The organism is Streptomyces rhizosphaerihabitans (genome assembly GCF_025399795.1).
In the GTDB taxonomy this organism is placed as follows: domain Bacteria; phylum Actinomycetota; class Actinomycetes; order Streptomycetales; family Streptomycetaceae; genus Streptomyces; species Streptomyces rhizosphaerihabitans.
Genome location: NZ_JAODTZ010000002.1, coordinates 228,123 through 253,957, shown reverse-complemented (window position 1 = coordinate 253,957; position 25,835 = coordinate 228,123). Strand labels below are relative to the sequence as shown.

22 protein-coding genes and 1 pseudogene are annotated in these 25,835 nt (G+C 67.3%); 8 read left to right on the top strand and 15 right to left on the bottom strand.

Translation table 11 applies throughout. The features are described 5' to 3' along the window. Positions 1-67: 67 nt before the first annotated feature. The 5 genes from N4G66_RS03155 to N4G66_RS03135 are packed head-to-tail and all read right to left on the bottom strand — an operon-like array spanning position 68 to position 5,717. Entirely contained in the window at positions 68-1,129 is a 1,062-nt protein-coding gene (locus tag N4G66_RS03155; RefSeq protein WP_261702358.1) for an ABC transporter ATP-binding protein, read from the bottom strand. After that, on the bottom strand, positions 1,110-2,096 hold the full coding sequence (locus N4G66_RS03150; protein WP_261702357.1) for an ABC transporter ATP-binding protein: 987 nt from the start codon (positions 2,094-2,096) through the stop codon (positions 1,110-1,112). The genes N4G66_RS03155 and N4G66_RS03150 overlap by 20 nt, the downstream gene beginning before the upstream one ends. A gap of 5 nt (positions 2,097-2,101) precedes the next feature. Next, on the bottom strand, positions 2,102-3,121 hold the full coding sequence (locus tag N4G66_RS03145; RefSeq protein ID WP_391858740.1) for an ABC transporter permease: 1,020 nt from the start codon (positions 3,119-3,121) through the stop codon (positions 2,102-2,104). Next, positions 3,114-4,037, bottom strand: a complete 924-nt coding sequence (locus N4G66_RS03140) for an ABC transporter permease (RefSeq protein ID WP_261702356.1) — start codon at positions 4,035-4,037, stop codon at positions 3,114-3,116. Before N4G66_RS03140 ends, N4G66_RS03145 begins: the two co-directional genes overlap by 8 nt. Positions 4,038-4,091: 54 nt before the next feature. Further along, positions 4,092-5,717, bottom strand: coding sequence for a peptide ABC transporter substrate-binding protein (locus N4G66_RS03135; RefSeq protein ID WP_261702355.1), 1,626 nt, complete (start codon positions 5,715-5,717; stop codon positions 4,092-4,094). 527 nt (positions 5,718-6,244) lie between these two features. Between N4G66_RS03135 and N4G66_RS03130 the strand changes: the two genes are divergently transcribed. The 5 genes from N4G66_RS03130 to N4G66_RS03110 all read left to right on the top strand — a co-directional run bounded on the left by N4G66_RS03130 (position 6,245) and on the right by N4G66_RS03110 (position 12,373). Beyond that, positions 6,245-7,273, top strand: a complete 1,029-nt coding sequence (locus N4G66_RS03130) for an ABC transporter permease (RefSeq protein ID WP_261702354.1) — start codon at positions 6,245-6,247, stop codon at positions 7,271-7,273. 74 nt (positions 7,274-7,347) lie between these two features. After that, entirely contained in the window at positions 7,348-9,108 is a 1,761-nt protein-coding gene (locus tag N4G66_RS03125) for an ABC transporter substrate-binding protein (RefSeq protein WP_261702353.1), read from the top strand. Between the two features lie 97 nt (positions 9,109-9,205). Continuing rightward, positions 9,206-10,186, top strand: coding sequence for an ABC transporter permease (locus tag N4G66_RS03120; RefSeq protein WP_261702352.1), 981 nt, complete (start codon positions 9,206-9,208; stop codon positions 10,184-10,186). 76 nt (positions 10,187-10,262) lie between these two features. Continuing rightward, complete coding sequence (locus N4G66_RS03115; protein ID WP_261702351.1) at positions 10,263-11,300, top strand: ABC transporter ATP-binding protein; 1,038 nt, start codon at positions 10,263-10,265, stop codon at positions 11,298-11,300. A 26-nt stretch (positions 11,301-11,326) separates the two neighbouring features. Then, positions 11,327-12,373, top strand: coding sequence for an ABC transporter ATP-binding protein (locus N4G66_RS03110; protein ID WP_261702350.1), 1,047 nt, complete (start codon positions 11,327-11,329; stop codon positions 12,371-12,373). 10 nt (positions 12,374-12,383) lie between these two features. On the opposite strand, the gene N4G66_RS03105 is transcribed toward N4G66_RS03110, so the two are convergent. Continuing rightward, the gene (locus N4G66_RS03105) at positions 12,384-13,994 is read right to left on the bottom strand and encodes a transposase (protein ID WP_261702349.1); all 1,611 of its coding nucleotides are present in this window, start codon (positions 13,992-13,994) and stop codon (positions 12,384-12,386) included. Between the two features lie 470 nt (positions 13,995-14,464). Here N4G66_RS03105 and N4G66_RS03100 point away from each other — a divergent pair, with 470 nt between their 5' ends. Then, the gene (locus tag N4G66_RS03100; RefSeq protein ID WP_261702348.1) at positions 14,465-14,941 is read left to right on the top strand and encodes a hypothetical protein; all 477 of its coding nucleotides are present in this window, start codon (positions 14,465-14,467) and stop codon (positions 14,939-14,941) included. A 263-nt stretch (positions 14,942-15,204) separates the two neighbouring features. On the opposite strand, the pseudogene N4G66_RS03095 reads toward N4G66_RS03100, so the two are convergent. The 3 genes and pseudogenes from N4G66_RS03095 to N4G66_RS03085 form a co-directional block, all read right to left on the bottom strand. Then, a pseudogene (locus N4G66_RS03095) lies at positions 15,205-15,805 on the bottom strand (GNAT family N-acetyltransferase). Positions 15,806-15,856: 51 nt separating this feature from the next. Next, a complete protein-coding gene (locus tag N4G66_RS03090; protein ID WP_261702347.1) occupies positions 15,857-16,234 on the bottom strand; it encodes a VOC family protein in 378 nt (125 codons plus the stop codon). Between the two features lie 18 nt (positions 16,235-16,252). Further along, positions 16,253-16,765 (bottom strand): DinB family protein, encoded by a 513-nt coding sequence (locus N4G66_RS03085; RefSeq protein WP_261702346.1) that lies wholly within the window; start codon positions 16,763-16,765, stop codon positions 16,253-16,255. Positions 16,766-16,888: 123 nt separating this feature from the next. On the opposite strand from N4G66_RS03085, the gene N4G66_RS03080 reads away from it, so the two are divergent. Beyond that, positions 16,889-17,929, top strand: coding sequence for an amidohydrolase family protein (locus N4G66_RS03080; RefSeq protein ID WP_261702345.1), 1,041 nt, complete (start codon positions 16,889-16,891; stop codon positions 17,927-17,929). Here N4G66_RS03080 and N4G66_RS03075 read toward each other — a convergent pair. Next, positions 17,919-18,350, bottom strand: a complete 432-nt coding sequence (locus N4G66_RS03075) for a VOC family protein (RefSeq protein ID WP_261702344.1) — start codon at positions 18,348-18,350, stop codon at positions 17,919-17,921. The genes N4G66_RS03080 and N4G66_RS03075 overlap by 11 nt on opposite strands. A 149-nt stretch (positions 18,351-18,499) precedes the next feature. Between N4G66_RS03075 and N4G66_RS03070 the strand changes: the two genes are divergently transcribed. After that, entirely contained in the window at positions 18,500-19,234 is a 735-nt protein-coding gene (locus N4G66_RS03070) for a class I SAM-dependent DNA methyltransferase (protein ID WP_261702343.1), read from the top strand. A 251-nt stretch (positions 19,235-19,485) separates the two neighbouring features. On the opposite strand, the gene N4G66_RS03065 is transcribed toward N4G66_RS03070, so the two are convergent. From N4G66_RS03065 to N4G66_RS03045, 5 genes are all read right to left on the bottom strand, one after another. After that, positions 19,486-20,637, bottom strand: coding sequence for an ABC transporter ATP-binding protein (locus N4G66_RS03065; protein WP_261702342.1), 1,152 nt, complete (start codon positions 20,635-20,637; stop codon positions 19,486-19,488). 13 nt (positions 20,638-20,650) lie between these two features. After that, on the bottom strand, positions 20,651-21,712 hold the full coding sequence (locus tag N4G66_RS03060; RefSeq protein ID WP_261702341.1) for an ABC transporter ATP-binding protein: 1,062 nt from the start codon (positions 21,710-21,712) through the stop codon (positions 20,651-20,653). A 9-nt stretch (positions 21,713-21,721) separates the two neighbouring features. Beyond that, positions 21,722-22,702 (bottom strand): ABC transporter permease, encoded by a 981-nt coding sequence (locus N4G66_RS03055; protein ID WP_261702340.1) that lies wholly within the window; start codon positions 22,700-22,702, stop codon positions 21,722-21,724. Between the two features lie 96 nt (positions 22,703-22,798). After that, entirely contained in the window at positions 22,799-24,604 is a 1,806-nt protein-coding gene (locus N4G66_RS03050; RefSeq protein ID WP_261702339.1) for an ABC transporter substrate-binding protein, read from the bottom strand. A 150-nt stretch (positions 24,605-24,754) separates the two neighbouring features. After that, positions 24,755-25,789 (bottom strand): ABC transporter permease, encoded by a 1,035-nt coding sequence (locus N4G66_RS03045; protein WP_391858739.1) that lies wholly within the window; start codon positions 25,787-25,789, stop codon positions 24,755-24,757. Between the last annotated feature and the right edge of the window lie 46 nt (positions 25,790-25,835).

The following is a 25,835-nucleotide window of genomic DNA, read 5'->3' as shown; positions in this document are numbered from 1 at the left end:
TCCGTATATCGGTACCGCTTCCGTCAAGTTGCCTGCGTGTTAACGAAGTTCGCTCACATTTGTGATGTTATGCGGCCCCGCCGGACGGCTCCTCCGGGGGGACGACCTGTTTCTCCTCCGCGAAGTGACAGGCCGAGTCGTGGGCGGCCGGGCTGTCGCCGATCCGGAACTCGGCCGGTACGGCGAGCAGTGGCACCTCCAGCGTGCAGCGTTCCTGCGCCTTCCAGCAGCGGGTGCGGAACCGGCAGCCGGACGGGATGTTCGCGGGCGAGGGCACGTCCCCGTGAAGGATGATCCGCTCCCGGTGCTCCCGCGCCTCCGGGTCCGGCACGGGCACGGCGGACAGCAGCGCCTGGGTGTAGGGGTGCGTCGGATGGTCGTAGATCTCGACGTCCCTGCCCGTCTCCACGATCCGCCCGAGGTACATCACCCCGACCCGGTCGGAGATGTGCCGCACGATCGACAGGTCGTGCGCGATGAAGACGTAGCTGAGATTGAACTCGGCCTGGAGCCTGTCCAGCAGGTTGATCACCTGCGCCTGCACGGAGACGTCGAGCGCGGAGACCGGCTCGTCGGCGACGATGATCTCGGGCCGCAGCGCCAGGCCCCGCGCGATGCCGATGCGCTGGCGCTGGCCGCCGGAGAACTGGTGCGGATAGCGGTTGATGTACTCCGGGTTCAGCCCGACCACGTCCAGCAGGTCCTGGACCCTGCGCCGCCGGTCGCCCTTCGGCGCGACCTCGGGGTGGATGTCGTACGGCTCCCCGATGATGTCGCCGACGGTCATCCGCGGGTTGAGCGAGGTGTACGGGTCCTGGAACACCATCTGGATGTTGCGGCGTACGGCCTTCAGCGCCTTGCCGGACAGCCGCGTGATGTCCTCGCCCTTGTACTTGATCGACCCCTCGGTCGGCTTCTCCAGGTTGACCAGCATCTTGGCGACCGTCGACTTGCCGCAGCCGGACTCGCCGACGATGCCGAGGGTCTCGCCGTGGCCGAGGTGGAAGTCGACGCCGTCCACGGCCTTGACCGCGCCGATCTGCTTCTTGAACAGGATGCCCTGGGTGAGCGGGTAGTGCTTGACCAGTCCGCTGACCTCCAGCAGCGGCTCAGTTGCTGCTTGTGTCATCGAGGCACTCCCTCCAGAAGAAGCAGGCGCTCCTGCGGTCCGCGTCGACCTCCGCGAGCGGCGGCACCTCGCTGCGGCAGATGTCCTGGGCCATCGGGCAGCGCGGGTTGAAGGCGCAGCCCGGCGGGATGTGCATCAGGTTGGGCGGCAGCCCCTTGATCGCGTACAGCTCCCGGCCCTTCTGGTCGAGCCGGGGGATCGAGTGCAGCAGCCCCTTCGTGTAGGGGTGGGCGGGCGCCTTGTAGATGTCGTGGACCGGCGCCGTCTCGACGATCCGGCCCGCGTACATCACCGCGATCTTGTCGGCGACGTCCGCGACCACGCCGAGGTCGTGGGTGATGAGGATGAGCCCCATGCTGAGCTCGCGCTGCAGCTCGGCGAGCAGGTCCATGACCTGGGCCTGCACGGTGACGTCGAGCGCGGTGGTCGGTTCGTCGGCGATGATCAGGGCGGGCTCCAGGGCCAGCGCCATGGCGATCATGATGCGCTGACGCATACCGCCGGAGAACTGGTGCGGATAGTCCCGCACGCGCTCGGCGGCCCCCGGGATGCGCACGTGCTCCATCAGCTCGATCGCCTTGGCGCGGGCTTCCTTGCGTTTCATCCCGCGATGCACGGTGAACATCTCGCCGAGCTGGTCGCCGACACTGATCACGGGGTTCAGGGAGGACAGCGCGTCCTGGAAGATCATCGCCATCTCGGCGCCCCGCACCTTGCGCCGCTCCTCCTCCTTGAACTTCAGCAGGTCCTTGCCCTGGAAGAGGATCTCGCCGCCGGTGATCTTCCCGGGCGGCATGTCGAGGATGCCCATGACCGCCTGGGCGGTCACCGACTTGCCGGAGCCGGACTCGCCGAGCACGGCGAGCGTCTCGCCCTCGTCGACGCTGTAGGTGACCCCGTTGACGGCCTTGGCGACGCCGTCCCGGGTCCTGAACTCCACATGCAGATCTCGCACTTCGAGCAGCACGGCGGTCACCTCAGCTTCGGGTCGAGGGCGTCGCGCACCGCGTCGCCGAGCATGATGAACGCGAGCACGGTGATCGCGAGCGCGCCGGCCGGCCACAGCAGCATGTGCGGGGCCTGGCGGATGTACGCGGAGGCCGAGGAGATGTCGATGCCCCAGCTGACCCTCGGGGGCTTCAGACCGACGCCCAGGTACGACAGCGTCGCCTCCAGCGAGATGTACGTACCGAGCGCGATGGTCGCGACGACGATCACCGGCGCGACCGCGTTCGGGGTGATGTGCCTCAGCATCAGCCGGGAGTTGGAGGCGCCCAGCGCTCGGGCCGCCTGGACGTAGTCGTTCTCCTTGGTGGTGATGACCGAGCCGCGCGCGATGCGGGAGATCTGCGGCCAGCCGAGCAGGATCATGAACCCGACGACCGGCCAGATCGTGTTGCTGGTCACCACGGAGAGGAGGACCAGACCGCCGAGCACGACGGGGATCGCGAAGAAGATGTCGGTGGCCCGGGACAGGATCGAGTCCCCCAGCCCGCCGTAGAAACCGGCCAGTCCGCCGAGGAACGAGCCGAGGAGCGCGACCCCGACCGTGGCGAGCACACCGACGCTGATAGAGATCCGGGTCCCGTACACGGTCCGCGTGTAGACGTCGCAGCCCTGTCCGTCGTACCCGAAGGGGTGTCCGGGCTGCGAGCCCTGCTGGGCCTTGGAGAGGTCGCACTGGAGCGGGCTCTGGGAGGTGATCAGTCCGGGCCAGATCGAGATGACGACCAGGAACAGGATGACGAGTCCGGAGATGATGAAGACGGGGTTGCGGCGCAGGTCCCGCCAGGCGTCGGACCACAGGGAGCGCGGCTTCTCCCGCGGGCCCGTGCCCTCCGGTCCTCCCGGTGTCTTCTCCAGGGTCTCCGCCTCGCTCGACCCGAGGTCCATCGTGCCGCCCATGCCGGTCGGGGCCATGGCGAGGTCCTCCCGCGGGGGACCCTGCGGCCCGTGATGTGGGTCTTCCTCGTACGGCGGCTGCTCAGGCATAGCGGATCCTCGGGTCGAGTACGGCGTACAGGAGGTCGACGAGCAGGTTGGCGACCAGGAAGACGAGGACGAGGATGGTCACGAAGCCGACGACGGTCTGGGTGTTCTGGCGCACGATCCCCTGGTAGAGCTGGTAGCCGACACCGTGGATGTTGAAGATCCGCTCGGTGACGATCGCGCCGCCCATCAGCGCGCCGATGTCGGTACCGATGAAGGTGATCACGGGGATCAGCGAGTTGCGCAGCAGGTGCCGAATGGTCACCCGGCGCCGCGGCAGGCCCTTGGCGACGGCCGTACGGACGTAGTCGGAGCGTTTGTTCTCCGCGATGGAGGTGCGGGTCAGCCGGGTCACGTACGCGAGGGACACCGAGGCCAGCACCAGGCCCGGCACGATCAGCTCACCGAAGGTGGCGTCCGCGGAGACCGACGGTTTGATCCAGCCCCATTGGACGCCGAGCAGCAGCTGGGCCAGCAGACCGGTGACGAAGGTCGGCACGGAGATGACCACGAGGGTGAGCAGCAGGACGCCGGTGTCGACGGGCCGGCCGCGGCGCAGACCGGTGATGACGCCGAGCGTGATGCCGATGACGATCTCGAAGAAGATCGCGACGATCGTCAGCCGGATGGTGACCGGGAAGGCGGAGGCCATCAGCTCGGTGACCGGCTGCCCGTTGAACGCGGTACCGAAGTCGCCGGTGAAGATGTGCCCGATGTAGGTCAGGTACTGCTGCCACAGGGGCTTGTCGAGGCCGAAGTCCGCGCGCAGCTGGGCGGCCGTGGCGGGGTCGCACTGCCGTTCACCGCACAGGCCCGCGATGGGGTCACCCATCACGTTCACCATCAGGAAGATGAGAATGGTGGCGCCGAAGAAGACCGGGATCATCTGCAGCAGACGCCGGATGACGTACCGTCCCATGAGTGCTCCGGGGATAGAGGGGCGGGCCGTTGCGACGGACCCGCCCCGGGCGGCTCAGTTGACGGTGATCTCGTTGTAGACGGGGACGCTGAACTGGTTGAGCGCCACGTTCGAGACCTTGTCCGAGTAGCCGGCGCTGCCGTTCTGGTACCAGAGCGGGATGGCGGCCATGTTGTCCCGTACGACCCCTTCGGCCTGCTGGAAGAGCTGGATGGCCTTGGTGGTGTCGGTCTCCGCGTTCGCCTGGTTGACGAGGCTGTCGAACTGCTTGTTCGACCACTGGCCGTCGTTGGAGGAGGCGTTCGTGTAGTACAGCGGCTGGAGGAAGTTCTGGATCAGCGGGTAGTCCATCTGCCAGCCGGCCCGGAACGGACCGGGCATCTTGTGCTGCCCGATCTGGTTGCGGAAGTCGGCGAAGGTGCCGATCGGGTTGCCGACGCAGGCCGTGTTGTTGCCGAGCGCGTTGTTGATGGAGTTGCAGACGGCGTCGACCCATTCCTTGTGGGAGCCGGTGTCCGCGTTGTACGAGATCTTGACCTGGCCGCCGGGCAGACCGCCCCCCTCCTGGATCATCTTCTTGGCCTCGGTCGGGTTGTAGTCGCAGTACTTGCCGCACAGGCCTTCCTGGAAGCCGCCCTTCTCGCCGAGCACCGGTGAGGTCCAGTCGCTCGCGGGCGTCCGTGTCTTCTGGAAGATCGTGTCGGTGATCTGCTGGCGGTTGATCGCCATGGACAGTCCCTGACGGACCTTCGTCGCCCCGCTGGTGTTCCACTTCGGGTCGTAGAACGGGAAGGCGAGGGTCTGGATGATGCCGGCCGGGGTGTTGATGTACCGGCCGTTCAGGTCCGTCTTCGCGTTCTTGAGCTGGGCCGCGGGCACGTCGTCGACGAGGTCGAGGTTTCCGGCCAGGAGGTCGTTGTAGGCGGTGTTGTTGTCCGTGTAGACCTTGAGGGTCACACCGGCGTTCTGCGCCTTGTCGTCACCGGGGTAGCCGTCCCACTTCACCAGGGACATCTGCGAGCCCTTGGCGTAGGAGTCGATGGTGTACGGGCCGTTGCCGACGGGCTTGCTCACCCAGGCCGCGTGGTCGCTGAAGAACGATTTGGGCAGCGGCGAGAAGGCCGCGTAGCCGAGGGTGTCCGGGAAGGTCGAGAACTTCTGGGTGAGCTTGACGGTGAACGTGTTCGTGCCGGTCACCTTGAGCCCGGAGAGCGTGTCGGCGCTCTGGCTGCCCGTTTCGGGATGCACCTTGTCGTAGCCCTCGATGTACCCGAAGAAGTACGCGTTCTTCTGGTTGTTCTTCAGGCTGGCGCCGTAGTTCCAGGCGTCGACGAAGGACTGGGCGGTGACGGCCTCGCCGTTGCTGAACTTCCAGCCGCTCTTGACCGTGATCGTGAAGTTCTGCGAATCCGAGGTGTCGATCTTCTGGGCGAGCATGTCCTCGGCGGCACCGGTCTTGGCGTTGTACCGCTTCAGCCCGCGGAAGATCATGTCGAGGACCTTGCCGCCCTGCACCTCATTGGTGTTGGACGGTTCCAGCGGGTTCTGCGGGTCCCCCCAGGAGGCGCTGACGGTACCGGAGCCGCTGCTGCTTCCACCCCCTCCGCCCCCGCAGGCGGACGCCGCGAGGGCTACCGCCACCGCGCATGCGGCCCATTTGGCGTGCGTGGCTCCACGCATGGAGTGCCTCCTCAAGAGTGCGCTGTGACGCCGGCGCCGGGTCGGGGTCGGAACGTCCGGCTCCGGTGCGCTGTGCCTTTAGGGCCCAATATCTGTCCATACGGGGCGCATCGCACATTTACCCCACCCTTCCGGGTGGTGGTCCATCCGGAAGGGGGTACTCCGGACGTGTCGTCAGAGGATCTTGACCTTCGCCAAAGAGGATCTTGACCTTCGATGCAACAGATCTCCGCGCATCGATACGGAACCGTTGATTCCAGTGCACTAGATGTACGCATTCCGAGACTCTGGCGTCCGGATAACGAACTCGTTGCCCGTTTCGCGAAGTTAGCCCGAATCCGGACACAGAACGGCCACAGTGCGCTACACGCGTAGTTACGCCGAGGTCAAGCTCAGGCAAAGAAAGTAAATAGAAACCCAAGGCGACCGAGATTTTATTGACCTTGCATGAATTGCGTTGAAAAAGTCCGGCGTAGCCCGTAGGGAGCGCCCTGCGGACGCCGTTGACCCCACGGGCCTGGAGCACCATGACCCTCCCCACTCCTTCCGCGGCCGCATCGCTTGAGGTGACCGACGAGATCGGATCGATCCCGGATTCGTCTTCCAACCCCAAGGGCTCGGAGAGTCGCTCCCCGGGGCGACTCGCCTGGAAGCGGTTCAAGCGTGACCGCACCGGCGTCATATCCGCGTACATCGTGATCTTCTTCTTCGCGATTTCGATCTGCGCGCCGCTGATAGCGAAGCTGTATGGGAAGAACCCGTACGAGCAGTACGGCCAGGAGAAGGACGGCCTGCTCAACGACTTCGCCTTCCCGGTGAAGCCCAACGGCGGCATCGACAGCAACTTCTGGTTCGGCATCGAGCCCCAGCTGGGCCGGGATGTCTTCACGTTCCTGCTGTACGGCATCCGCACGTCGCTGATGATCGCCACCGCGGCCACCCTGCTGACCACGGTGGTCGGTGTGGTGATCGGCATCACCGCGGGATACCTCGGCGGCCGGACGGACTACTTCGTCGGCCGGGTCATCGACATCCTGCTGTCGTTCCCGTCCACGCTGTTCTTCATCGCCTTCATGCCGGTCGTCTACGGCTTGTTCATCCCCTTCAGCGACGAAGTTCCGACCTGGCTCAGGGCCACCAGTCTGATCCTCGTCCTGAGCGCCTTCGGCTGGGCCTCCATCGCGCGACTGCTGCGCGGTCAGGTACTCGGTCTGCGCGAGCGGGAGTTCGTCGAGGCCGCGAAGGTGACCGGCGCGTCCTCGCGCCGCATCGTCTTCAAGGAACTGCTGCCCAACCTGTGGACACCGATCCTGATCCAGTCCACCCTCATGCTGCCGGCCTACGTCACCGCCGAAGCAGGACTCGCCTTCCTGGGCGTCGGCATCAAGGACCCCACCCCCGACTGGGGCGTGATGATCCAGCGCGGCGCCGGCTTCTACGCGGACGACATCACGTTCATGATCTTCCCCGGCGTATCGATGGTCATCTTCGTCCTCGCCTTCAACCTGCTCGGTGACTCGGTCCGCGACGCCCTCGACCCGAAGTCGAAGCGCTGAGTCCCATCCCAGCCCCGGTCGCCGTCGTCCGGCCGGCAGCCCTACTCACCCTCTGAATCCATAGGTAGGCACGCATGTCCTTCTCCCGCAGAAACTTCCTCATAGCCACCGGTGTGGCGGCCGGCGCGAGCACGGTCCTCAGCGCGTGCAGCAGCGGCAACGCCGGCGGCAGCGGGAGCAACAAGGCTCCGTCGGTGGACAAGGCCGCGGCCGCCACCATCGCCGTCGGCACCAAGGCGGACTCGACCGGCCCGGCCCCCGAGGTCGAGGGCGCGGTCAAGGGCGGGACGATCTACACCCTGGACCAGATCGACTGCGACCACCTGGACCCGGCCCAGCTGTACTCCTCGTACGAGGGCGCCGTCTCCGTGCCGTTCCTTCGCGGTCTGACCGGCTACAAGGTCGACGCCAAGGGCAAGGTCACCCTGGTCGGCGACCTCGCCACCGACGCCGGCACGATGACGGACGGCGGCAAGACCTGGGCCTTCACGCTGAAGGACAACGTGAAGTGGCAGGACGGCGCCGACGTCACGATCGAGGACGTCCGCTGGACCTTCGAGCGTCTCTTCGCCAAGTTCGTCACCCAGGGCCCGCGCTACCCGCAGAGCTGGCTCATCGGCGGCGACAAGTACAAGGGCCCCTACGAGGGCAAGCACCTCGACTCGATCGAGATCTCCGGCAACACCGTGACCTTCCGTCTGAAGGAGGGCCACAGCGACTTCAACTTCATGCTGGCCATGCGCGGCTTCTCCCTCGTGCCCAAGAAGCACGACACCAAGGAGAAGTACGACAAGCAGCCCTTCTCCTGCGGCCCGTACAAGATCGAGAGCCGCAGCATCGGCAAGTCGATGACGCTGGTCCGCAACACCCACTGGGTGGCCGACACGGACCCGATCCGCAACGCCTACCCGGACAAGTTCGAGATGCAGTTCGGCTTCGAGCTGCAGGCCTCCACGGACCGCTACATCGCGGACGCCGGCAACGACCAGTACACGGTCTCGATGTTCAACGAGGTCGCCCCCACCCGCATGCAGCAGGTGCTCGGCAATGCGACCCTCAAGAAGCGCGTGCTGACCCAGGTCGACACGACCTGCTACTACTACGCGATCAACACGAAGCGCGTCCCGGACGTCAAGGTGCGCCAGGCGCTCAACTACGCGTGGCCGTCCAAGCAGGCCCAGCAGATCCGTGGCGGCTCATCCTCCTCCGCGATCGCCACCACGATCATCAGCCCCCTCACCCCGGGCCACCAGGACTTCGACCTGTACGGCAAGAAGACGAAGCCGACCGGTGACCCGGAGAAGGCCAAGGCTCTCCTGAAGGAGGCCGGCAAGGTCGGCCAGAAGGTCGTCATCGCCTTCCAGCAGTCCGACACGGCGGTCAAGACCGCCGTCGCCATCAAGACCGCCCTCACCAAGGCCGGCTTCGACGTGGTGACCAAGCAGGTCGACAAGACGTCCTTCTACAGCCAGATCGGTCAGCTGGACAACGAGTACGACCTGTTCGCGGCGGGCTGGGGCCCGGACTGGCCGGCCGGTTACGCGGTCATCCAGCCCTGCTTCGACAGCAGCCAGATCGCCGACGGCGGTGTCAACTGGCCGCAGCTGCGGAACACGGGCGTGGACAAGGCGATCGCCGCCGCCACCGTCGAGGCCGACCCGAAGAAGGCCGCCAAGATGTGGGGCGACCTCGACCGCCAGATCATGGAGCTCGCCGCTGTGGTTCCGGACTACAACCCGATCCGCAACTGGATGTACGGCTCCAAGATCGGTGGCATCCAGTACGACGCGGGCAACACCTGCATCGCGATGACCAAGCTGTACCGCAAGGCCTGACCCGTCCCGGGGCGGCGGCCCTCACCGGCCGCCGCCCGGCTCCTGCCCCTCCCTCCACGCCCCCGGCGACGGCGCCCCGTCCGGAAAGTCACGCGCAATGTTCCGTTTTCTAGTCCGCCGCATCATCGGCGCACTTGTGATTCTGCTGATCATCAGCGCCGTCACCTTCATGCTCTACTACGCGATCCCGCGCGACCCGGCCCGTATGGCGTGCGGCAAGGTCTGCACCAAGGACCTGCTCGAACAGGTCCGGCAGAACCTCGGGATCTCCGACCCGCTCCCGGTCCAGTACTGGCACTGGCTGGAGGGCATCTTCGCCGGCCGTGACTACGGCGGCCTGGGCAACTGCAACGCGCCCTGCCTGGGCTTCTCGTTCACCAACCGCGAGCCTGTCCTCGGCACGATCATGGACCGGCTGCCCACGACCATCTCGCTCGCGCTGGGCGCCGCGTTCTTCTTCCTGATCATCGGTGTCGGTACCGGCATGATCGCCGCGGTCAAGCAAGGCAAGGCGGCCGACAAGATCGCCAGCTCGTTCTCGCTGATCGGCTCGTCGCTGCAGATCTACTTCGTCGGCTACATCGCGATGTTCCTCATGGTGCAGCAGCTCGGCATCATGGATCAGCCCTCGTACACGCCGTTCACAGACAACCCGGTCGCCTGGGCTTCCGGACTGCTGCTGCCCTGGCTGACGCTCTCCATCATCTTCACCGCCAACTACACGCGTATGACGCGCTCCCAGCTCGTGGAGCAGCTCAGCGAGGACTACGTGCGGACGGCGCGCGCCAAGGGCCTGTCCCGGCGCTCGGTGTTCTTCCGCTTCGCGTGGCGCGGTGCCATGGGCCCGATCGTGACGATCTTCGGCATCGACATGGGCACCCTGATCGGCGGCGCCATCATCACCGAGTCGGTCTTCAGCATCCAGGGCATCGGCCGGCTCGCGCTGACGGCGGTCGACGCCAACGACCTGCCGATGCTGCTGGGCGTGACCCTCGTCGCGGCGGCCGCCATCGTCTTCTTCAACATCATCGTGGACGCCGTCTACGCCCTCATCGACCCGCGGATCCGGCTCGCCTGACCCCGCTGCCTGTGCGGCTTCCCTCCCACCGGCCCCACCCAGCTACCCCCCGCATCACCCCCTCAGGAGCGTCCCCGTGACGAGCACCGATCAGCAGCCCTTCCTGTCCGTCAGGGATCTGAAGGTCCACTTCTCCACCGAAGACGGCGTCGTCAAGGCCGTCGACGGTCTCACCTTCGACCTGGCCAAGGGCAAGACACTCGGCATCGTGGGCGAGTCGGGCTCGGGCAAGTCCGTCACGAACCTGACGATCCTCGGCCTGCACGACCGCGAGCGCACCGCCATCGACGGGGAGATCCTGCTCGACGGCAAGGAGCTGCTGACCGCCTCCGAGCGGGAGCTGGAAAAGCTGCGCGGCAACAAGATGTCGATGATCTTCCAGGACGCGCTGGCCTCGCTGTCGCCGTACCACACCATCGGCAAGCAGATCGGCGAGACCTACCGCAAGCACACCGGCGCCTCCAAGGCGGAGGCCCGGGCGCGGGCGATCGAGATGCTCAAGCGCGTCGGCATCCCGCAGCCGGACGTCCGGGTGGACGACTACCCGCACCAGTTCTCCGGCGGTATGCGCCAGCGCGCGATGATCGCGATGGCGCTGGTCTGCGACCCCGAGCTGCTGATCGCGGACGAGCCGACCACCGCGCTCGACGTGACCGTGCAGGCCCAGATCATGGACCTGCTCAAGGACCTCCAGCAGGAGTTCGGCACGGCGATCATCTTCATCACCCACGACCTCGGCGTCATCGCCGACATCGCCGACGACGTCCTGGTGATGTACGGCGGCCGGTGCGTGGAGCGGGGCACCAAGAAGGAGGTGCTGCGCGCGCCGCAGCACCCCTACACCTGGGGCCTGCTGGGCTCGATGCCGAGTCTGGACGGACCGGTCGACGTACCGCTGTCGCCGATCCCCGGCTCGCCGCCCTCCCTCCTCAACCCGCCGACCGGCTGCCGCTTCCACCCGCGGTGCACCTTCACGGAGAAGGTCACGGGCGGTCTCTGCGCAAGCGCGCAGCCGCTGCTGGAGATCACGGACGGGCGCGGTGCCGCCTGCCACCTCACGGCGGACCAGCGCCGCGACTTCTTCGCCGACTTCGCCGCCACGCGGTCGCACTGACGTAACTGAGACGGGACTTCACGATCATGAGCAACACGAACCCCCTCCTGGACGTCACCGGACTGACCAAGCACTTCCCGGTGATGGGCGGCTTCCCCTTCAAGCGGAAGATCGGCGCGGTCCAGGCCGTGGACGGTCTCGACTTCCAGGTCGCCGAGGGCGAGAGCCTCGGCCTGGTCGGCGAGTCCGGCTGTGGCAAGTCGACGACGGGCCGGCTGATCACGCGTCTGCTCGAGCCCACCGCCGGCAAGATCAGCTACCGCGGCCAGGACATCACACACGCGGGCCGCAAGCAGCTGGCGCCGATCCGCTCCGAGATCCAGATGATCTTCCAGGACCCGTACGCCTCGCTGAACCCGCGGCAGACGGTCGGCAAGATTATCTCGGGCCCGATGGAGATCAACGGGATCAACCCGCCCGGCGGCCACGAGAAGCGCGTCCGTGAACTCCTGGAGACGGTCGGTCTCAACCCGGAGCACTACAACCGCTTCCCGCACGAGTTCTCCGGCGGTCAGCGCCAGCGCATCGGTGTGGCACGGGCGTTGGCGCTCTCGCCGAAGCTGATCGTGGCGGACGAGCCGGTCTCGGCGCTCGACGTCTCCATCCAGGCGCAGGTCGTGAACCTGCTCCAGGATCTCCAGCGGGACCTGGGCATCGCGTTCCTGTTCATCGCCCACGACCTCGCGATCGTGCGGCACTTCTCGCAGCGCGTCGCGGTGATGTACCTCGGCAAGATCGTCGAGATCGCCAACCGCGAGGACCTGTACGAGAACCCGCGCCACCCGTACACGCGCGCGCTGATGTCCGCCGTTCCCGAGGCGACCGCGGACGACGTCCCGGCCCGCGAGCGCATCCTGCTCACCGGTGACGTGCCCTCCCCGCTCAACCCGCCGTCGGGCTGCCGGTTCCGCACCCGCTGCTGGAAGGCGACGGACAAGTGCGCGAGCGAGGCTCCGCCGCTGGTGCAGATCTCGGGCAGCAACGACGGTCACCTGACGGCGTGCCACTACCCGGAGACGAAGGAGACCATTCCGGCCCAGCGTCTCGCCAAGGACCCCGAGGCGGCGGTCTGACACACCGTTTCTATGGACTGAGCGGTAGTGGGTCCTGTTGCCAGGACTCATGCTCAGTCGAACGCCCCGGACGGTGTTGGGCGTTCTGGTTACCCGCGTTCGCTCCGCATCCGGGCGGCACGGATCGTGTCCGTGGTCCGGGAACGCGGGGGCGGGGTCCCTCACGCCCCAGGGTTCCCGGTGCGGCCTGGACGGTCCGATGCCCCGCACGATCACTCCGGTCGTGCGGGGGCGGTGCCGTCCGACGCCGGACCGGATGCCCCAGGGCGCGCCTTCCGATCGCCACGGCGGCTGCGTCGTGGCGGGTAGTCTTCCTGGTTTTGCTGGTGAGGGGTTTCTGCCAGTGCTGGGCACCCCAGCGGGAGGTGTAGGCGGGGTCGACCGCGACCAGCGGGATGCCGAGGTCGGCGGCCATCGACACCAGGCGGGCCCGCAGCCGGCCCACGGGCATGCCGGAGATCAGCCTGCGGAACTTCTTTCGGCCTCCGTGTTTCTCCCGGGTCGTCTCGGCGGTGAAGTCGAGGTCCTCCACCGCGATCGCCAACCGGTGCCGGGTAGCCCAGTGCAGCAGGCGGGTCAGCGCGTGGCGTACCTGGGCGTCGCGGTGGTCGGCGGTGCCGGACAGGTCGTAGTCGAAGCGGCGCGGGACGCCGACCGGATTGCCGTGCACGTCCAGCCGCCAGGCCGCCAGATGGTCGGCGTTGGCGTCCACTCCGATCAGGCCGCCGGCCCGGACGGCGGTCAGGGGCACGGCCTGGGCGGGTGGGATGGTCCAGGAGGCGGTCAGGTACCAGCGTTGGCGCTGGACGTCTTCGTGGATGCGGTAGGCCACCGCCCGGTTCGCCCCGACCCGGTCCCGCCATGCCTCACCCCGGTGCGCGAACGACACCCTCGCCGCCAGGACGTAACGGCCGCGCGGGGCGTTGGCGAGGTGGGCGAGCGGGGCCGGAAGCTTGATGCTCACCTGTCCGTCGGGGCTGATGCGGATGGTCTCGTTGCCGTACCGCTTGCCCGACTCGCCGTCCGCCTGCAGAAACCGGCGCGAGGCCTCCCACCGCGCACGCCATTCCTGCTCGGTGAGCTGCGCCTGTTCCAGGTGGTGGCGGCTGTTCAGCAGCCGCTTCCCGCCCCGCACGACATGCACCCGCCCGGCCACCCAGTCGGCCCTGGCGGCAGCCAGCCGATCCTCCAGCACCCGCAGCCGACGCGTCTTGGCATGCCACTCCATGCGGCTGCGGTAGCCACCGGCAGCCCGTTTCGAACCCTTCTCCCGCAGCGGCAGGGACAGCCGGTGCCGGATAGTACGGATCCCGACTTCGAGCTGCCGGATGTGCGCCCCCTGGCCGCGCCGGGCCAGCGCCCACTGATCGTGCGTGGCCTTCGTCAACGACCCCGCCCACCGCGACGACGACTCCGCAGTCAGGATCCGCTTGCGCGACGCCCACGCCTCGTTTTCGTGCTCAAGGCCCGCCGCACACCGCGCCTTCAGGTCCCGGGACGCCAGCGTGCCGAGGCGGCCGCCAACCAGCCGCAGCACTGTCTCGTCCTGGGCGGTCAGCCCCTTGAGTCGGTCCCGGACTGTGACACCCGACAGGCCGGGCACCACGAACGATGCCGCCACTACCCGCAACCCCGCACCCCCCAACCCACTCACCCCCGACCCGAACACCCCATCACCCCGCCCAACGACCACCACCCGAAAAGGTCACGCATTCGAGACAAGAACTTCCGTTCCCCTTGGAACTCTCATGACGAGTGCCATCGCCACTCACCCACCCACGCCAGGACCCCTCACACGCAGTCAGCGAACAGCAGTCGTCCACCCCTTTCCGCCATCCCCCCTTACGGAACCAACTCCCACCGAGCTATTGACCCGAGCTCGCGAACGTCCGTTCCCAGGGAAACGAAGACGTGCACCCGTCAGAGTGCAGGTCTCCTGCATGGGGTGGGCGCCGCGGCGTAGGCAACCCCGTGAGCAAGAGCCTCTTCCTCTGGTCTTCCTCAAATCCCTTCCTTTGTCAGGTCCATAGCGACGAGGGTGATCCCTAAGCGAACTGACCATGCGCTGTCAGAAACGGGTGGATCAAAACGATGAACAGCATCAAGAAAAGCGGAATGATCGCGGGAGCACTCGCACTCGGCCTCTCTCTCATGGGACCGGCGTCGCCTGTTCAGGCCGCAGGCGGCGGCACCACCTTTCACCTCGTCAACCAAGCCACTGGAAAATGTCTCCAGATGAACTGGAAGGACGAGAAGATCACCCAGGCCACATGTAAGAACACCAAGAAGCAGTGGTGGGGTCATGCGGGGGGCCAGCTCTATACGGAGTACAACCGCGGCGCCTGGTGCTTGGCGCACAGCGGCAGGGAAAAGGCCGTGTACGCCCGTCTGTGCACCGACTCCCAGAACTGGACATGGACAAGCCTCCACAACAACGCCAAGACGTCGATCGCATCACCGCAGTGCAGCTATCTCAAGGTGGTCGGCGGAGCGGTGAAGTGCGGCACGAGGACAGGGGTGGGGAGCGAACCCGGCAGGAAGAAGATGACCTGGATCATCAAGTACTGATTCGCTCAGCCTCCTGAACGGCTCTACCCAGGCCGTCTGGAAAGGCCCGTGCCTCTAAGGAGGCACGGGCCTTTCCGTGACAGCCATCCCGCCAGGTCGTTTCTTTCCCATCGTCTTGCAGACCAGATGAAGATGGCGACGAGGTGGAGTCCGGCAAGGTAGATAATCGCGGTCTTGTCCTACGAGGGTGGCCAGGCGGCGCCATTTCTTGAGCTTGAGTTGTCCGGTCCGACCGCAGGATTTCGACCTCAACCCATGGGGCATCAACCAACAACGCACCCAAACCGACGACCAGATGTTCTGTAAGAAACGACCGAGCTCAACCGGACGGCGCGGCCCGAGAACCACACACCGAACCACTGCTCGGCACCATACTCCTCGAACCGCTCCACCTCGGTGAACCCCAGGTTCGCCGCCAGGCGTATCGCGCGGTCGTTGGCGGTCTGGGTGCTGAGCACCAACGGTTCGCCGGGAAACGCGTCGGCGAACCAGTCGAGTACCGCTGCACATGCCTCAGCGGCGTGCCCGCATCCCCACGCCTCCGGCCGGAACATGTAGCCGAGCTCAGCTTCCCCGCCATTCGAACGGACGTGACCCGGACGCTCTGCGCCGCGCCGGTCAAGCGTGATCATGCCAATCATCGCTCCGTCGAGACCGATGACGAAAAGGCCAGGGCGTCGCCCCGGCACCTCAGGCATCGCACGTTCGAGCTCATCACGTGGTCGAGGGCCACCGATGTAGGTGCACACCTTCGGCGAGGCGAAAAGGCCGATGAACGCCGCACGGTCTCCGGGCCTCGGACTCACGGAGCACAAGCCTCTCGGTCTTGATCGGGGCAGGTGGCCAGGCGGGGGACAAACTCAGTCATGAACGGGAACTACCGCACGCCCGCGAGAGTGATCTGAAAGAGAATGCTTAGCCCAACTCTCCGCGTTCCACGCAGAATTCGTTGCCCTCCGGGTCCGCGAGGAGGACCCAGCCGCCGCCGTCGGGGCGGATGTGGTCCTCGACGCGGCGGGCGCCGAGGGACAGGGCGCGTTCGACCTCCTCGTCGCGGGTGCGGCCGTGCGGGGTCAGGTCGAGGTGGACGCGGTTCTTGACCGTCTTGCCCTCGGGGACCTGAACGAACAGGAGTGTCGGGCCACCTGACGGGTCCTCGATCACCGCCTCCGGGTCACCGGGCTTGTCGTCGTCGGCCAGCGGCCGGCCGAGCAACTCGCTCCAGAACAGCCCGACATCGTACGGATCGCCGGTGCAGTCGAAGGTGATGGTGCGGATGGTGGGGTGCGACAACGCTGCTTCTCCCATGTTCTAGTCGCCCGTCCGGCCGTCGGCCAGTTCGCGCAGGATGTCGATGTGGCCGTTGTGACGGGCCGTCTCCTCCACGAGGTGGAGGACGATCCAGCGGAGGTCGACGCAGCTGCCGTCGCGGCCCGGCCGCTCGGCCTTGGTGTCGAGGTCGTGCGCGGCCACCGACGTGCGGTAGCGGGCGCTCTGTTCCTCGTACTCGTCGAGGAGTTGCGGCAGCGGGAAGTCGACGGCGATCCGCATCTCGCGGTCGGGGTCCTCGTCCGTCCAGGGTCCCTTGTCCTCCTCGCCGAGGAAGACCACCTGGAACCAGTAGTACTCGACCCAGCGGAGATGGTTGACGAGCCCGCTGAGGGTCATCAGCGGGGAGCCGGGCAGCGGGGCCTTGCGGGCGTCCTCCGCGGACACGCCCTCGCACTTGGCGCGGACGGTGGCGCGGGCGTAGTCGAGGAAGGTGGCCAGTTGGGTGCGCTCGTCCCAGGCCGGGGGCCTGTCCGTTCGTGTCTGTGAAGTCATCGGGTGAAGCATCCCGGTCGGCCCCGGTCGATGTCGAACGATTAAGCGGTCGCCAAGAGAGTCAACGGGCTCCCGTACAAGGGGTGTTGCCCCGCACGGCGTCCACCGGCAGACTGTCGCGTCGTGCCCTTCCACCTGCGCGGAACCGTTCTGCCCGACGGCGTCGTACGCGACCTCTGGACGCTCGGCGACCGGATCACCTTCCAGCGCCCCTCGGTCCCGGCGGACACCGTCGCCGACGGCGGATTCCTGCTGCCGGGCCTCGTGGACGTCCATACGCACCCGGGTACCGCCGCGGGGGACGACACGGGCTTCGATCCGCAGGTCTTCGCCGAGCAGATCGGCGCGCACCGGGACGCGGGGGTCACCGCCCTGCGCTTTCCGGGTCTGCTGGGTGAGATCCCCGACGGGCTGCGCGAGGCCCCCGGCTCGCCCCGCATGATCACCGCGGGACGCTGGCTGGCCTGGGCGGGGCTCTCCCGCAGCGCCGGGTTCCACACGGTGACCGACGACCTCGTCGCCGTGGCGGTCGCCGAGGCGAAGGCCCACGACGGCTGGTGCAAGCTCCTGGGCGACTGGGACTACGAGGCGCCACCGGTGCCGTACGAGCTGCTGCGCGCGGTGGTCGAGGGCGTACACGCGGCGGGTGGCCGGGTCGCGGCGCACTGCCAGTCGGCGGCGGGTGTGCTGGGCGCGGCCCGCGCCGGGGTCGACTCGATCGAGCACGGCATGGGGATGCCCGAGGAGTGCGTCGGGCTGATGGCCGGGCACGGCACGTCGTACGTCCCCACCCTCACCGCGTTCGCGCGCAGCGCGCCCCGGATCAAGGACAACGCCCGCGGCCGGCTCTGGCACGAGGGGCACCGCACGATGATCCGCCGGGTCCGGGAGGCGTACGACGCGGGTGTCACCGTCCTCGCCGGCACGGACTCCGCTCCCCACGGCAACGTCGCCGTCGAGGTCGAGCACCTGGTCGGCGCCGGGCTGCCGCCCGAGGCCGCCGTGGGCGCGGCCAGTTGGACCGCCCGCGCCTTCCTGGGGCTCCCCCTGACGGCCGAGGGCGCCCTGGCCGACATCACCGTCTACGACACGGACCCACGCCGCGAGCCGGGCGTCCTGCGGCACCCGCGCCGCATCGTGCTGCGCGGCCGGATCATCCGGTGACCTCCTCGGCCGCCCCCTCTCCTTCGTCCTCCCCTTCGTGCTCCCTGACCACGAGTTCGGCCTCGAAGCCGTCGGTGTTCTCCAGATAGGCGGCGCGGTGCCCGGAGCCGCCCGCGTAGGGATGACGGTCCGGGAACAGGAGCGTCCAGCCGTACGCGGGTGCCTCCTCGACTAGCGCGTCCAGCTCGGCGCGGCTCGTGACGTGAAAGGCGAGATGGTTGAGACCCGGGCGCAGCCGGTCGTGGTGGTCCGCGGTCAGGGCGGGCGACTGCTCGAACACGAGGTAGGTCTCCCCCAGCCGCCAGCTGCGGCCGTCCGGCCAGTCCTGGTACGGCGCGTACCCGAGCCGCTCCAGCAGCCAGCCCCAGGAGCGCACGGCCCGCCCCAGGTCCGGCACCCACACTTCGATGTGATGCAGCATCTCGTCCCGATTCTCGCGAGCGGTGCCGGAGCCTGTTCCCCGGCTCCCGGTCGGCCCGTTCAACCTGCCACTGTTTTCGCCCACTTGCTCACCCCGCTCCTTCCCGATCAGTGGTTTCGCATGGCCGCGCGGGCTGAGAGACTGCTCTGATGGCTGATCGTTCGTTCAGTGACGTCTCGCTCGCCGCCCTGTACGACGCGCTGAATCCATGGGGTCCGAGCGACGACTTCTACCTGGACCTGGTGATGTCCGCGCGGTCCGTGCTCGATGTCGGATGCGGGACGGGACGGCTGTTGGCGCGCGCCCGCGAGGCCGGTCACGAGGGGCGGTTGTGCGGGCTCGATCCCGCCGCGGCCATGCTGGTGCAGGCACGCAGGCAGGCCGGCGTCGAGTGGGTGCTCGGGGATCTCGGATCGGTGCGCTGGGAGCGGGAGTTCGACCTCGTCGTGATGACCGGGCACGCGTTTCAGGTGCTCGTCGGCGACGAGGAGGTGCGCTCCGCGCTGGCCGCCGTACGGCAGGCTCTCGGCGACGGCGGGCGATTCGTCTTCGAGACCCGCAATCCCGAGGTCCGGGCGTGGGAGGCATGGCGGCCCGAGCGGGCACGCGAGGTGAGCGACGAGCACGGCGATGCGGTACGGGTCCGGCACGAGGTCGAGACGCCCGTGCTCGGGGACCGCGTGACGTTCAGCGAGACGTTCGAGCATGCGCGCTGGGGGCAGCCGAGGGTCAGCCGCAGCACCCTGCGGTTCCTGGGAGCGGACGCGCTCGGGGCGTTCCTCGGCGAGGCCGGACTCGTCGTGCACGAGCAGTACGGCGACTGGGGCCGGGAGCCGCTCTCCCCCACCGCCCCCGAGATCATCACGGTCGCCGGCCGGGCCTGACCCCGGCACGCCGACCTCGACGATCACCGGCCGGGCCTGAGTACCCGGAACCCCGGTCTCGGACCGTACGCCGGCCGAACCGGCCCGGTGAGCAGGACGGCACGCACCGGGGCAGCCCGTTCACCACGAGAAGGCGGCGCGCACCCGGGACGCCCTGCACCGCGGAAGGGGGCCCCACCGCCGAAGGAGGCCCGCCGCTGCCGCGTGCGGGCCCCCTTGGCCCCCTTCGCAGGCAGGGCGTCCTAGTGGTCCTAGTGGCCCTCTGGCGCGTCCTCCAGGGCCACCAGCGCCGGGTCCAGCACGATGTCCTCGTCGCGGCCCTCGATGGTCGGGTCCTCCGGGAAGTGGCAGGCCGTCAGGTGGCCGTCGTGGTTGCCCGAGATCCGGACCAGCGGCGGTTCCTCCTGGGCGCACTTGTCCTGCGCCTTCCAGCACCGGGTGCGGAACCGGCAGCCGGAGGGCGGGGAGATGGGTGACGGCACGTCGCCCGCGAGCCGGATCCGCTCCCGCCGGACCTTGCCCGACTCGTTCAGTTCGACCTCGGGGACCGCGGAGAGCAGGGCGTGGGTGTAGGGGTGCCGGGGCCGGGTGTAGATCGACTCCCGGTCGCCCACCTCGATCACCTTGCCGAGATACATGACCGCGACACGCTGCGAGAAGTGCCGTACGACCGCCAGGTCGTGGGCGATGAACAGGAACGCGATGCCCAGTTCCTTCTGCACTTCCTGGAGGAGGTTGACGACCTGCGCCTGGATGGAGACGTCCAGGGCGGAGACCGGCTCGTCCGCGACGATCAGCTTCGGCTCCGAAGCCAGTGCGCGGGCCACGCCGATGCGCTGGCGCTGGCCGCCGGAGAACTCGTGCGGGAAGCGGTTGTAGTGCTCGGGGCTCAGTCCGACGATCTCCAGCAGCTCGCGGACCCGCTTCTCCCGGCCCCCGTCCGGGTTGATCCCGTTGATCTCCATGGGAGCCGAGATGATCTTGCCGACCGTCTGGCGCGGATTCAGCGACGAATAGGGGTCCTGGAAGATCATCTGGATCTCGGAGCGGACCGGCGTCAGCTGCTTGCGGCTGGCGTGGCTGATGTCCTGGCCGCGGTACGAGATCGTGCCGCCCGTCGGTTCCAGCAGACGGGTGATCAGGCGTCCGGTCGTCGACTTGCCGCAGCCCGACTCCCCCACCAGGCCGAAGCTCTCGCCCACGTGCACGGTGAGGTCGATGCCGTCCACGGCCTGCACCGCGCCGATGGTGCGCCGGATCGGGAAGCCGCCCTTGACCGGGAAGTGCTTGACCAGGTTCTCGACCACCAGCAACGGCTCGGCGGAGCTGTCGTCGGTGGCCGCGCGCGGGGCGGGCAGCGTGCTGTCACCCGTCGTGACGTCCTTCGTGACGTCTTCCTTCATGGCGCTGTTCTCCCTACCGCAGCCGGGGCTTGATCTGCTCGATGAAAATGGTCTGCTTCTGCTCGGCCGTGAGGTGACACGCGCCTCCCCGGCCCGCGGGCAGCAGCGGGAGCTGGTCGACGCACCGCGCGCCTCCGACCTCGCCCTGGAAGGTGCAGCGGGGGTGGAACCGGCAGCCCGACGGCGGCTTCAGCAGGGAGGGCGGCGCGCCGGGGATGGGGGCCAGCGGCGTACTGAGGTCCGAGTCCAGCCGCGGCATCGAGTTCAGCAGGCCCCAGGTGTAGGGATGCTGGGGCGAGCGCAGCACTTCGTTCACCGAACCGCGTTCCACCGCCCCGCCCGCGTACATCACCATGATGTCGTCGGCCATGTCCGCGATCACGCCCAGATCGTGCGTGATGAAGATGATCGCCGAGCCGAACTCCTGCTGGAGGTCCTTCAGGAGGTCGAGGATCTGGGCCTGCACGGTGACGTCGAGCGCGGTGGTCGGCTCGTCCGCGATCAGCAGGTCGGGGTCGCAGACCAGCGCCATCGCGATCATCGCGCGCTGGCGCATACCGCCGGAGAACTGGTGCGGATAGTCCTTCGCCCGTTCCTTCGGATTGGGGATGCCGACCTTGCCGAGCATCTCCACCGCCCGGTCCCAGGCGGCCTTCTTCGACGCCCCGGTGTGCTTCCAGAACGGCTCGGCGATCTGCCGGCCCACCGTGTAGTACGGGGAGAGCGCCGTCAGCGGGTCCTGGAAGATCATCGCGGCCTTGTTGCCGCGCACCTTCTCCAGCTCCGACTCACGGGCCGTGATCAGTTCCTGGCCGTCGAGCACGATCTCGCCCTCGACGGTCGTGAACATCGGGTTGTGCAGGCCGAGGATCGTCAGGTTGGTCACCGACTTGCCGGAGCCCGACTCCCCCACGATGCCGAGGGTCTTGCCCCGTTCGAGTTCGAAGGAGAGCCCGTCGACGGCCTTGACGACGCCGTCCTCGGTCTTGAACCGGACGTACAGGTCACGCACCGACAGGAAGGCACCCGAGTCCGCCGGGGCACCGGCGCCCGATTCCTTGGTCAGAGTGGTCACGGAGTGCTCCTAGGACAGCCGCACGCGCGGGTCGATGAAGGCGTAGCAGGCATCCACGATGATGTTGAACAGCAGGATCATGGCGGCGGAGAAGAGCATCACGCCCAGCAGCAGCGGAAGGTCGCTGAAGAACACCGACTCGACGGCCAGCTTGCCGAGGCCGGGCAGTCCGAACGTGTACTCGGTGATGATCGCGCCGCCCAGCAGCGAGCCGAGGTCGATGCCGAAGATGGTGACGATGGGGATCAGGGAACCGCGCCAGGCGTAGCGGAAGAAGACGTACTTGCGCGACATGCCCTTCGCCCGCGCGGTGCGGACGTGTTCCTCCTGGAGCTGCTCGATCATCGACGAGCGCGCCATACGCGTGTACTGCGAGGCGAAGATCGTGGAGAGGATCACCCACGGGATGATCAGGCCGGTGAACCAGCTGACCGGGTTCGCGGTGAAGTCGTTGTAGGCGGGCTTGGAGAAGAGGTGGCTCTGGTAGACGAGAGCCGCCAGCGCCAGCGGGCCGAGGAAGTAGATCTGCATCGAGCTGAGCACCATCGCCCCGGCCGTCACTGTCTTGTCCACCAGCGTGCCGCGCTTCCATGCGGCGAGCATGCCCGTGCCCAGGCCCACGATCAGGAAGCAGACCGCGGCACCCAGCGTCAGCGACACCGTCGTGGGCAGGCGGTCCATCAGCGTGCCCCAGACCTGCTCGTTGGTGTGGTACGAGTACCCGAAACAGGGTGCGGGGCACGGGCCTTGGGTGAAGCCGTTGCTGCCCAGCACGAGGTTGTGCAGGAAGATCCCGTACTGCTCGGGGATCGACTTGTCGAGGCCGAGCACGTGGTGGATGTTCGCGAGGTTGGCGGGCGTGCATGTCTTGCCGCACATCAGCAACCCCGGGTCCCTCGGCATCCCGAAGAACAGCAGGAACGCGACGATACTCAGCAGGAAGAGAATGACGACGGCGCCGAGTGTCCGGCGAATGAGGAAGCGCAGCATGACAGGGGCAGCTCTCAGACGTCAGCGGGGCCCGGCGGGGCCCGGCGCGTCCGCCTCGCTGGGCGGCGAGCGCACCGGGCCCCGTCAGAGCGACGGTTACTTGACGAACAGGCGACGCGGGTCGACGCCACCGATCACGTCGTCGTAGACCAGGCCGCCGATCTTGGATCCGGCGATCTGGGTCTGCTTGTAGTAGCCGGTCGGGACCTCGTTGACGACGTCCTTGACCAGGTACTGGTCGACCTTCTCCCACTCGGCAGCGGCCTTGACCGGGTCGGTGATCTTGTTGATGCGGTCGATGTCCGCGTTCACCTTGGGGTCGTTGACCTGCGAGTAGTTCTGCGCGCCGTCGGCGATTCCACGGCCGTCGTACAGCGGCGGGATCACGGTCGAGGCGGACGGCCAGTCGGCACCCCACGCGGTGTGGAAGATGTCGTAGTTGTTGTCCAGCTTGCTGACCTGGTCGTAGTACGTCTCGGCCGGGATCTCCTGGCGCTGGACGTCGAAGCCTGCCTTCTTCAGGCCCTCCGCCATGGCGGTGGAGTACTGCTGGCCCTCGGGGGTGTTGATGTAGCCGAAGGTCAGCTTCATGCCGACCTTGCCGGCTTCCTTCAGCAGGGCCTTGGCCTTCTCGGGGTCACCGGCCGGCTTCTTGCGCTTGCCGAACGGGTCGAAGGACGCGTCGTAGCCGCTGACGGTCGGGCTGATGAGGCCGCCGGCGACCTCCATCGCGTCGTTGCCGCCGTAGGCGCGCACGAACGGCGTGATCGGCAGGGCGTAGGCGATGGCCTCGCGGATCTTCTTGTCCTTGAGAGCCGGGTGGCTCAGGTTGATGTTCATCTGGCCGACGTAGGGCTGGAAGCCCGAGACCGTACGGGACTTCATCTTCGGGTCGGCGAGGATCTTGGAGAGGTTGCCCGCGTCGACCTGGTTGTTGAAGCTGACGCCGGCCTGGTCGGCGCCGGTGTCGGCCAGCAGCGTCTTGGTGGACGTCTCGTACTGCTGGTTGAACGTGATGTTGAACTGGTCCACGTACTGGTGACGGATCGGGTCGGTCTTCGCGTCCCAGTTGGTGTTCTTCACGAGGACCATCGACTTGCCGGACTTGAACGACTGGATCTTGTACGGTCCGGTCGTCACGGGCGCCCGGTCGTACTTCTCCTTGGTGTCACCCTTGGCGGACACCACCGCGTAGCCCGCCATGGCGAGGGCGTACGGCAGGTCGGGGTGCGACGTCTTGAACTTGAAGACGATGGTTTTGTCGTCCGGCGTCTGCAGGATGCTGTCCGGCAGGTGCTTGCCCTTGTAGGGACCGTCCTTCAGCAGCTTGCGGTAGTCCGCGCCCGGCGCGTCGGCGAGCCACTGCTGGATGTAGGGCGGGCCCTGGTTGATGAAGGGTGCGAAGAGGCGCTCCATGGTCTGGCGGACGTCCTTGGACGTGATCGCCGTACCGTCCTCGAACTTGATGCCGTCCTTGAGCGTGTACTTCCAGGTCTTGCCGCCGTCCGTCGTGGTGCCGGAGTCGGTGGCGAGGTCGCCGACGACCTCGTGCTTGGAGCCGTCGTCGCTCGTGGCCTTGTATCCGGTGAGACCACGGTGGAGCAGCGTGGCGAGGGAGCCTTCGTCGGAGACGTAGATCTGGCCCGGGTCCAGGTGCGCGTAGCTGTCACGCTGGAGGACCTCCATCGTGCCGCCGCTCTTCGCGCCGGGGACCTCGGCCGCGGGGCCGGTGGAGTCCGCGGCGTTGCCGAACTTGATCGACGCCTGCTGGCGCTGCGCGTTCTCCTTGTCCTTGCTGTTGTTCCCCTTGTCGCTGCCGCCCTTGCTGCAACCGGTGAGCACGAGAGCTCCCGCCGCGAGCACTGAGACCGCGGCGTATGCGTGGCGTCCGCCCCTACTCATCACTCAGATTCCTACCCATCTGTGTATCACCGGTGCGAACAAGTGCACCTGTGGTGCCGGTGAGTTGCGGTCTTCGAACCAGTGAAGTGCCATTGAGGTGCTGTGGAATTGCCGTTCGAAATCGGGGCGAAGGCGCCCACAACTCGTTGGTCAGCGGGCCGTCTTGGGATCGAAGGCGTCCCTGACCGAATCCCCGAGCAGGTTGAACGCGACGACGAAAATGATCATCGAGACACCCGGGAAGAACATGTAGGTGATGTCGTTCTGCAGGACGAGTTCCGTCGAGGCCTTGGAGAACATCTGTCCCCAGTCGGGCGTCGGTTCGACGATTCCGACACCGAGGAACGACAGGCCCGCCTCGATCGTCACGAAGTTCGGGAGCAGGTAGGTGGACTGCACCAGGAGCGGTGTGACCACGTTGGGCAGCACCTCCTTGCTGATGATCCGCCAGGGGGACGCCCCACTCACCTTGGCCGCCTCGATGAACTCCCGTTCTCGCAGGGCGAGTGCGGTTCCCCGCAGGATGCGGGCGAGACTCATCCAGCCGAGGACCCACTGGACGGCGATCAGTGCGAGCACGCGTACATAGGTCGGTGTCTCGTCGCGCGGGCTCACGAAGAGCGAGACCACGACGGGCATGCTCGCGATGAAGAAGAGCTGCGACGGGAAGGCCAGCAGGAAGTCGACGACACGGCTGATGGCGTAGTCGACCTTCCCGCCGACGTAGCCGGCGGTGACTCCGAGCAGGATGCCGGTGAGCACGACCGTGACCGTCACCGCCACGGAGATCATCAGCGAGGTCCGGATGCCGAAGATCAGCTTGGTGAAGACGTCGTAGCCGTTGCCGGGCTCCAGGCCGAACCAGAACTCGCTGCTGATACCGCCGTTGGGCTGGAGCGGCACGCCGGCACTGTCGAAGAGCTCCGGACGTTCGTCCGCGTACACCGTGTACGGATTCTTGCCGTACACCTTGGCGATCAGCGGGGCGATCAGCCCGATCAGGAAGAAGAACCCCACGACGTAGGCGGAGATGACCCCCGAGCGGTCCCGCTTGAAGCGGATCCACATCAACTGGCCGGGAGACCGACCGACGAGCTGCTCGCCCTCGGGTTTCGCGGTCGCCGCCTGCCCGCCGTGCGCGACGACCGGTTCCGCGCCGTCCTCGGTCTCGATAGGACTCGTCACAATTCGCCCATTCCGCAAGTGTGGGTGTGCCGTACCCGGCGGCGCC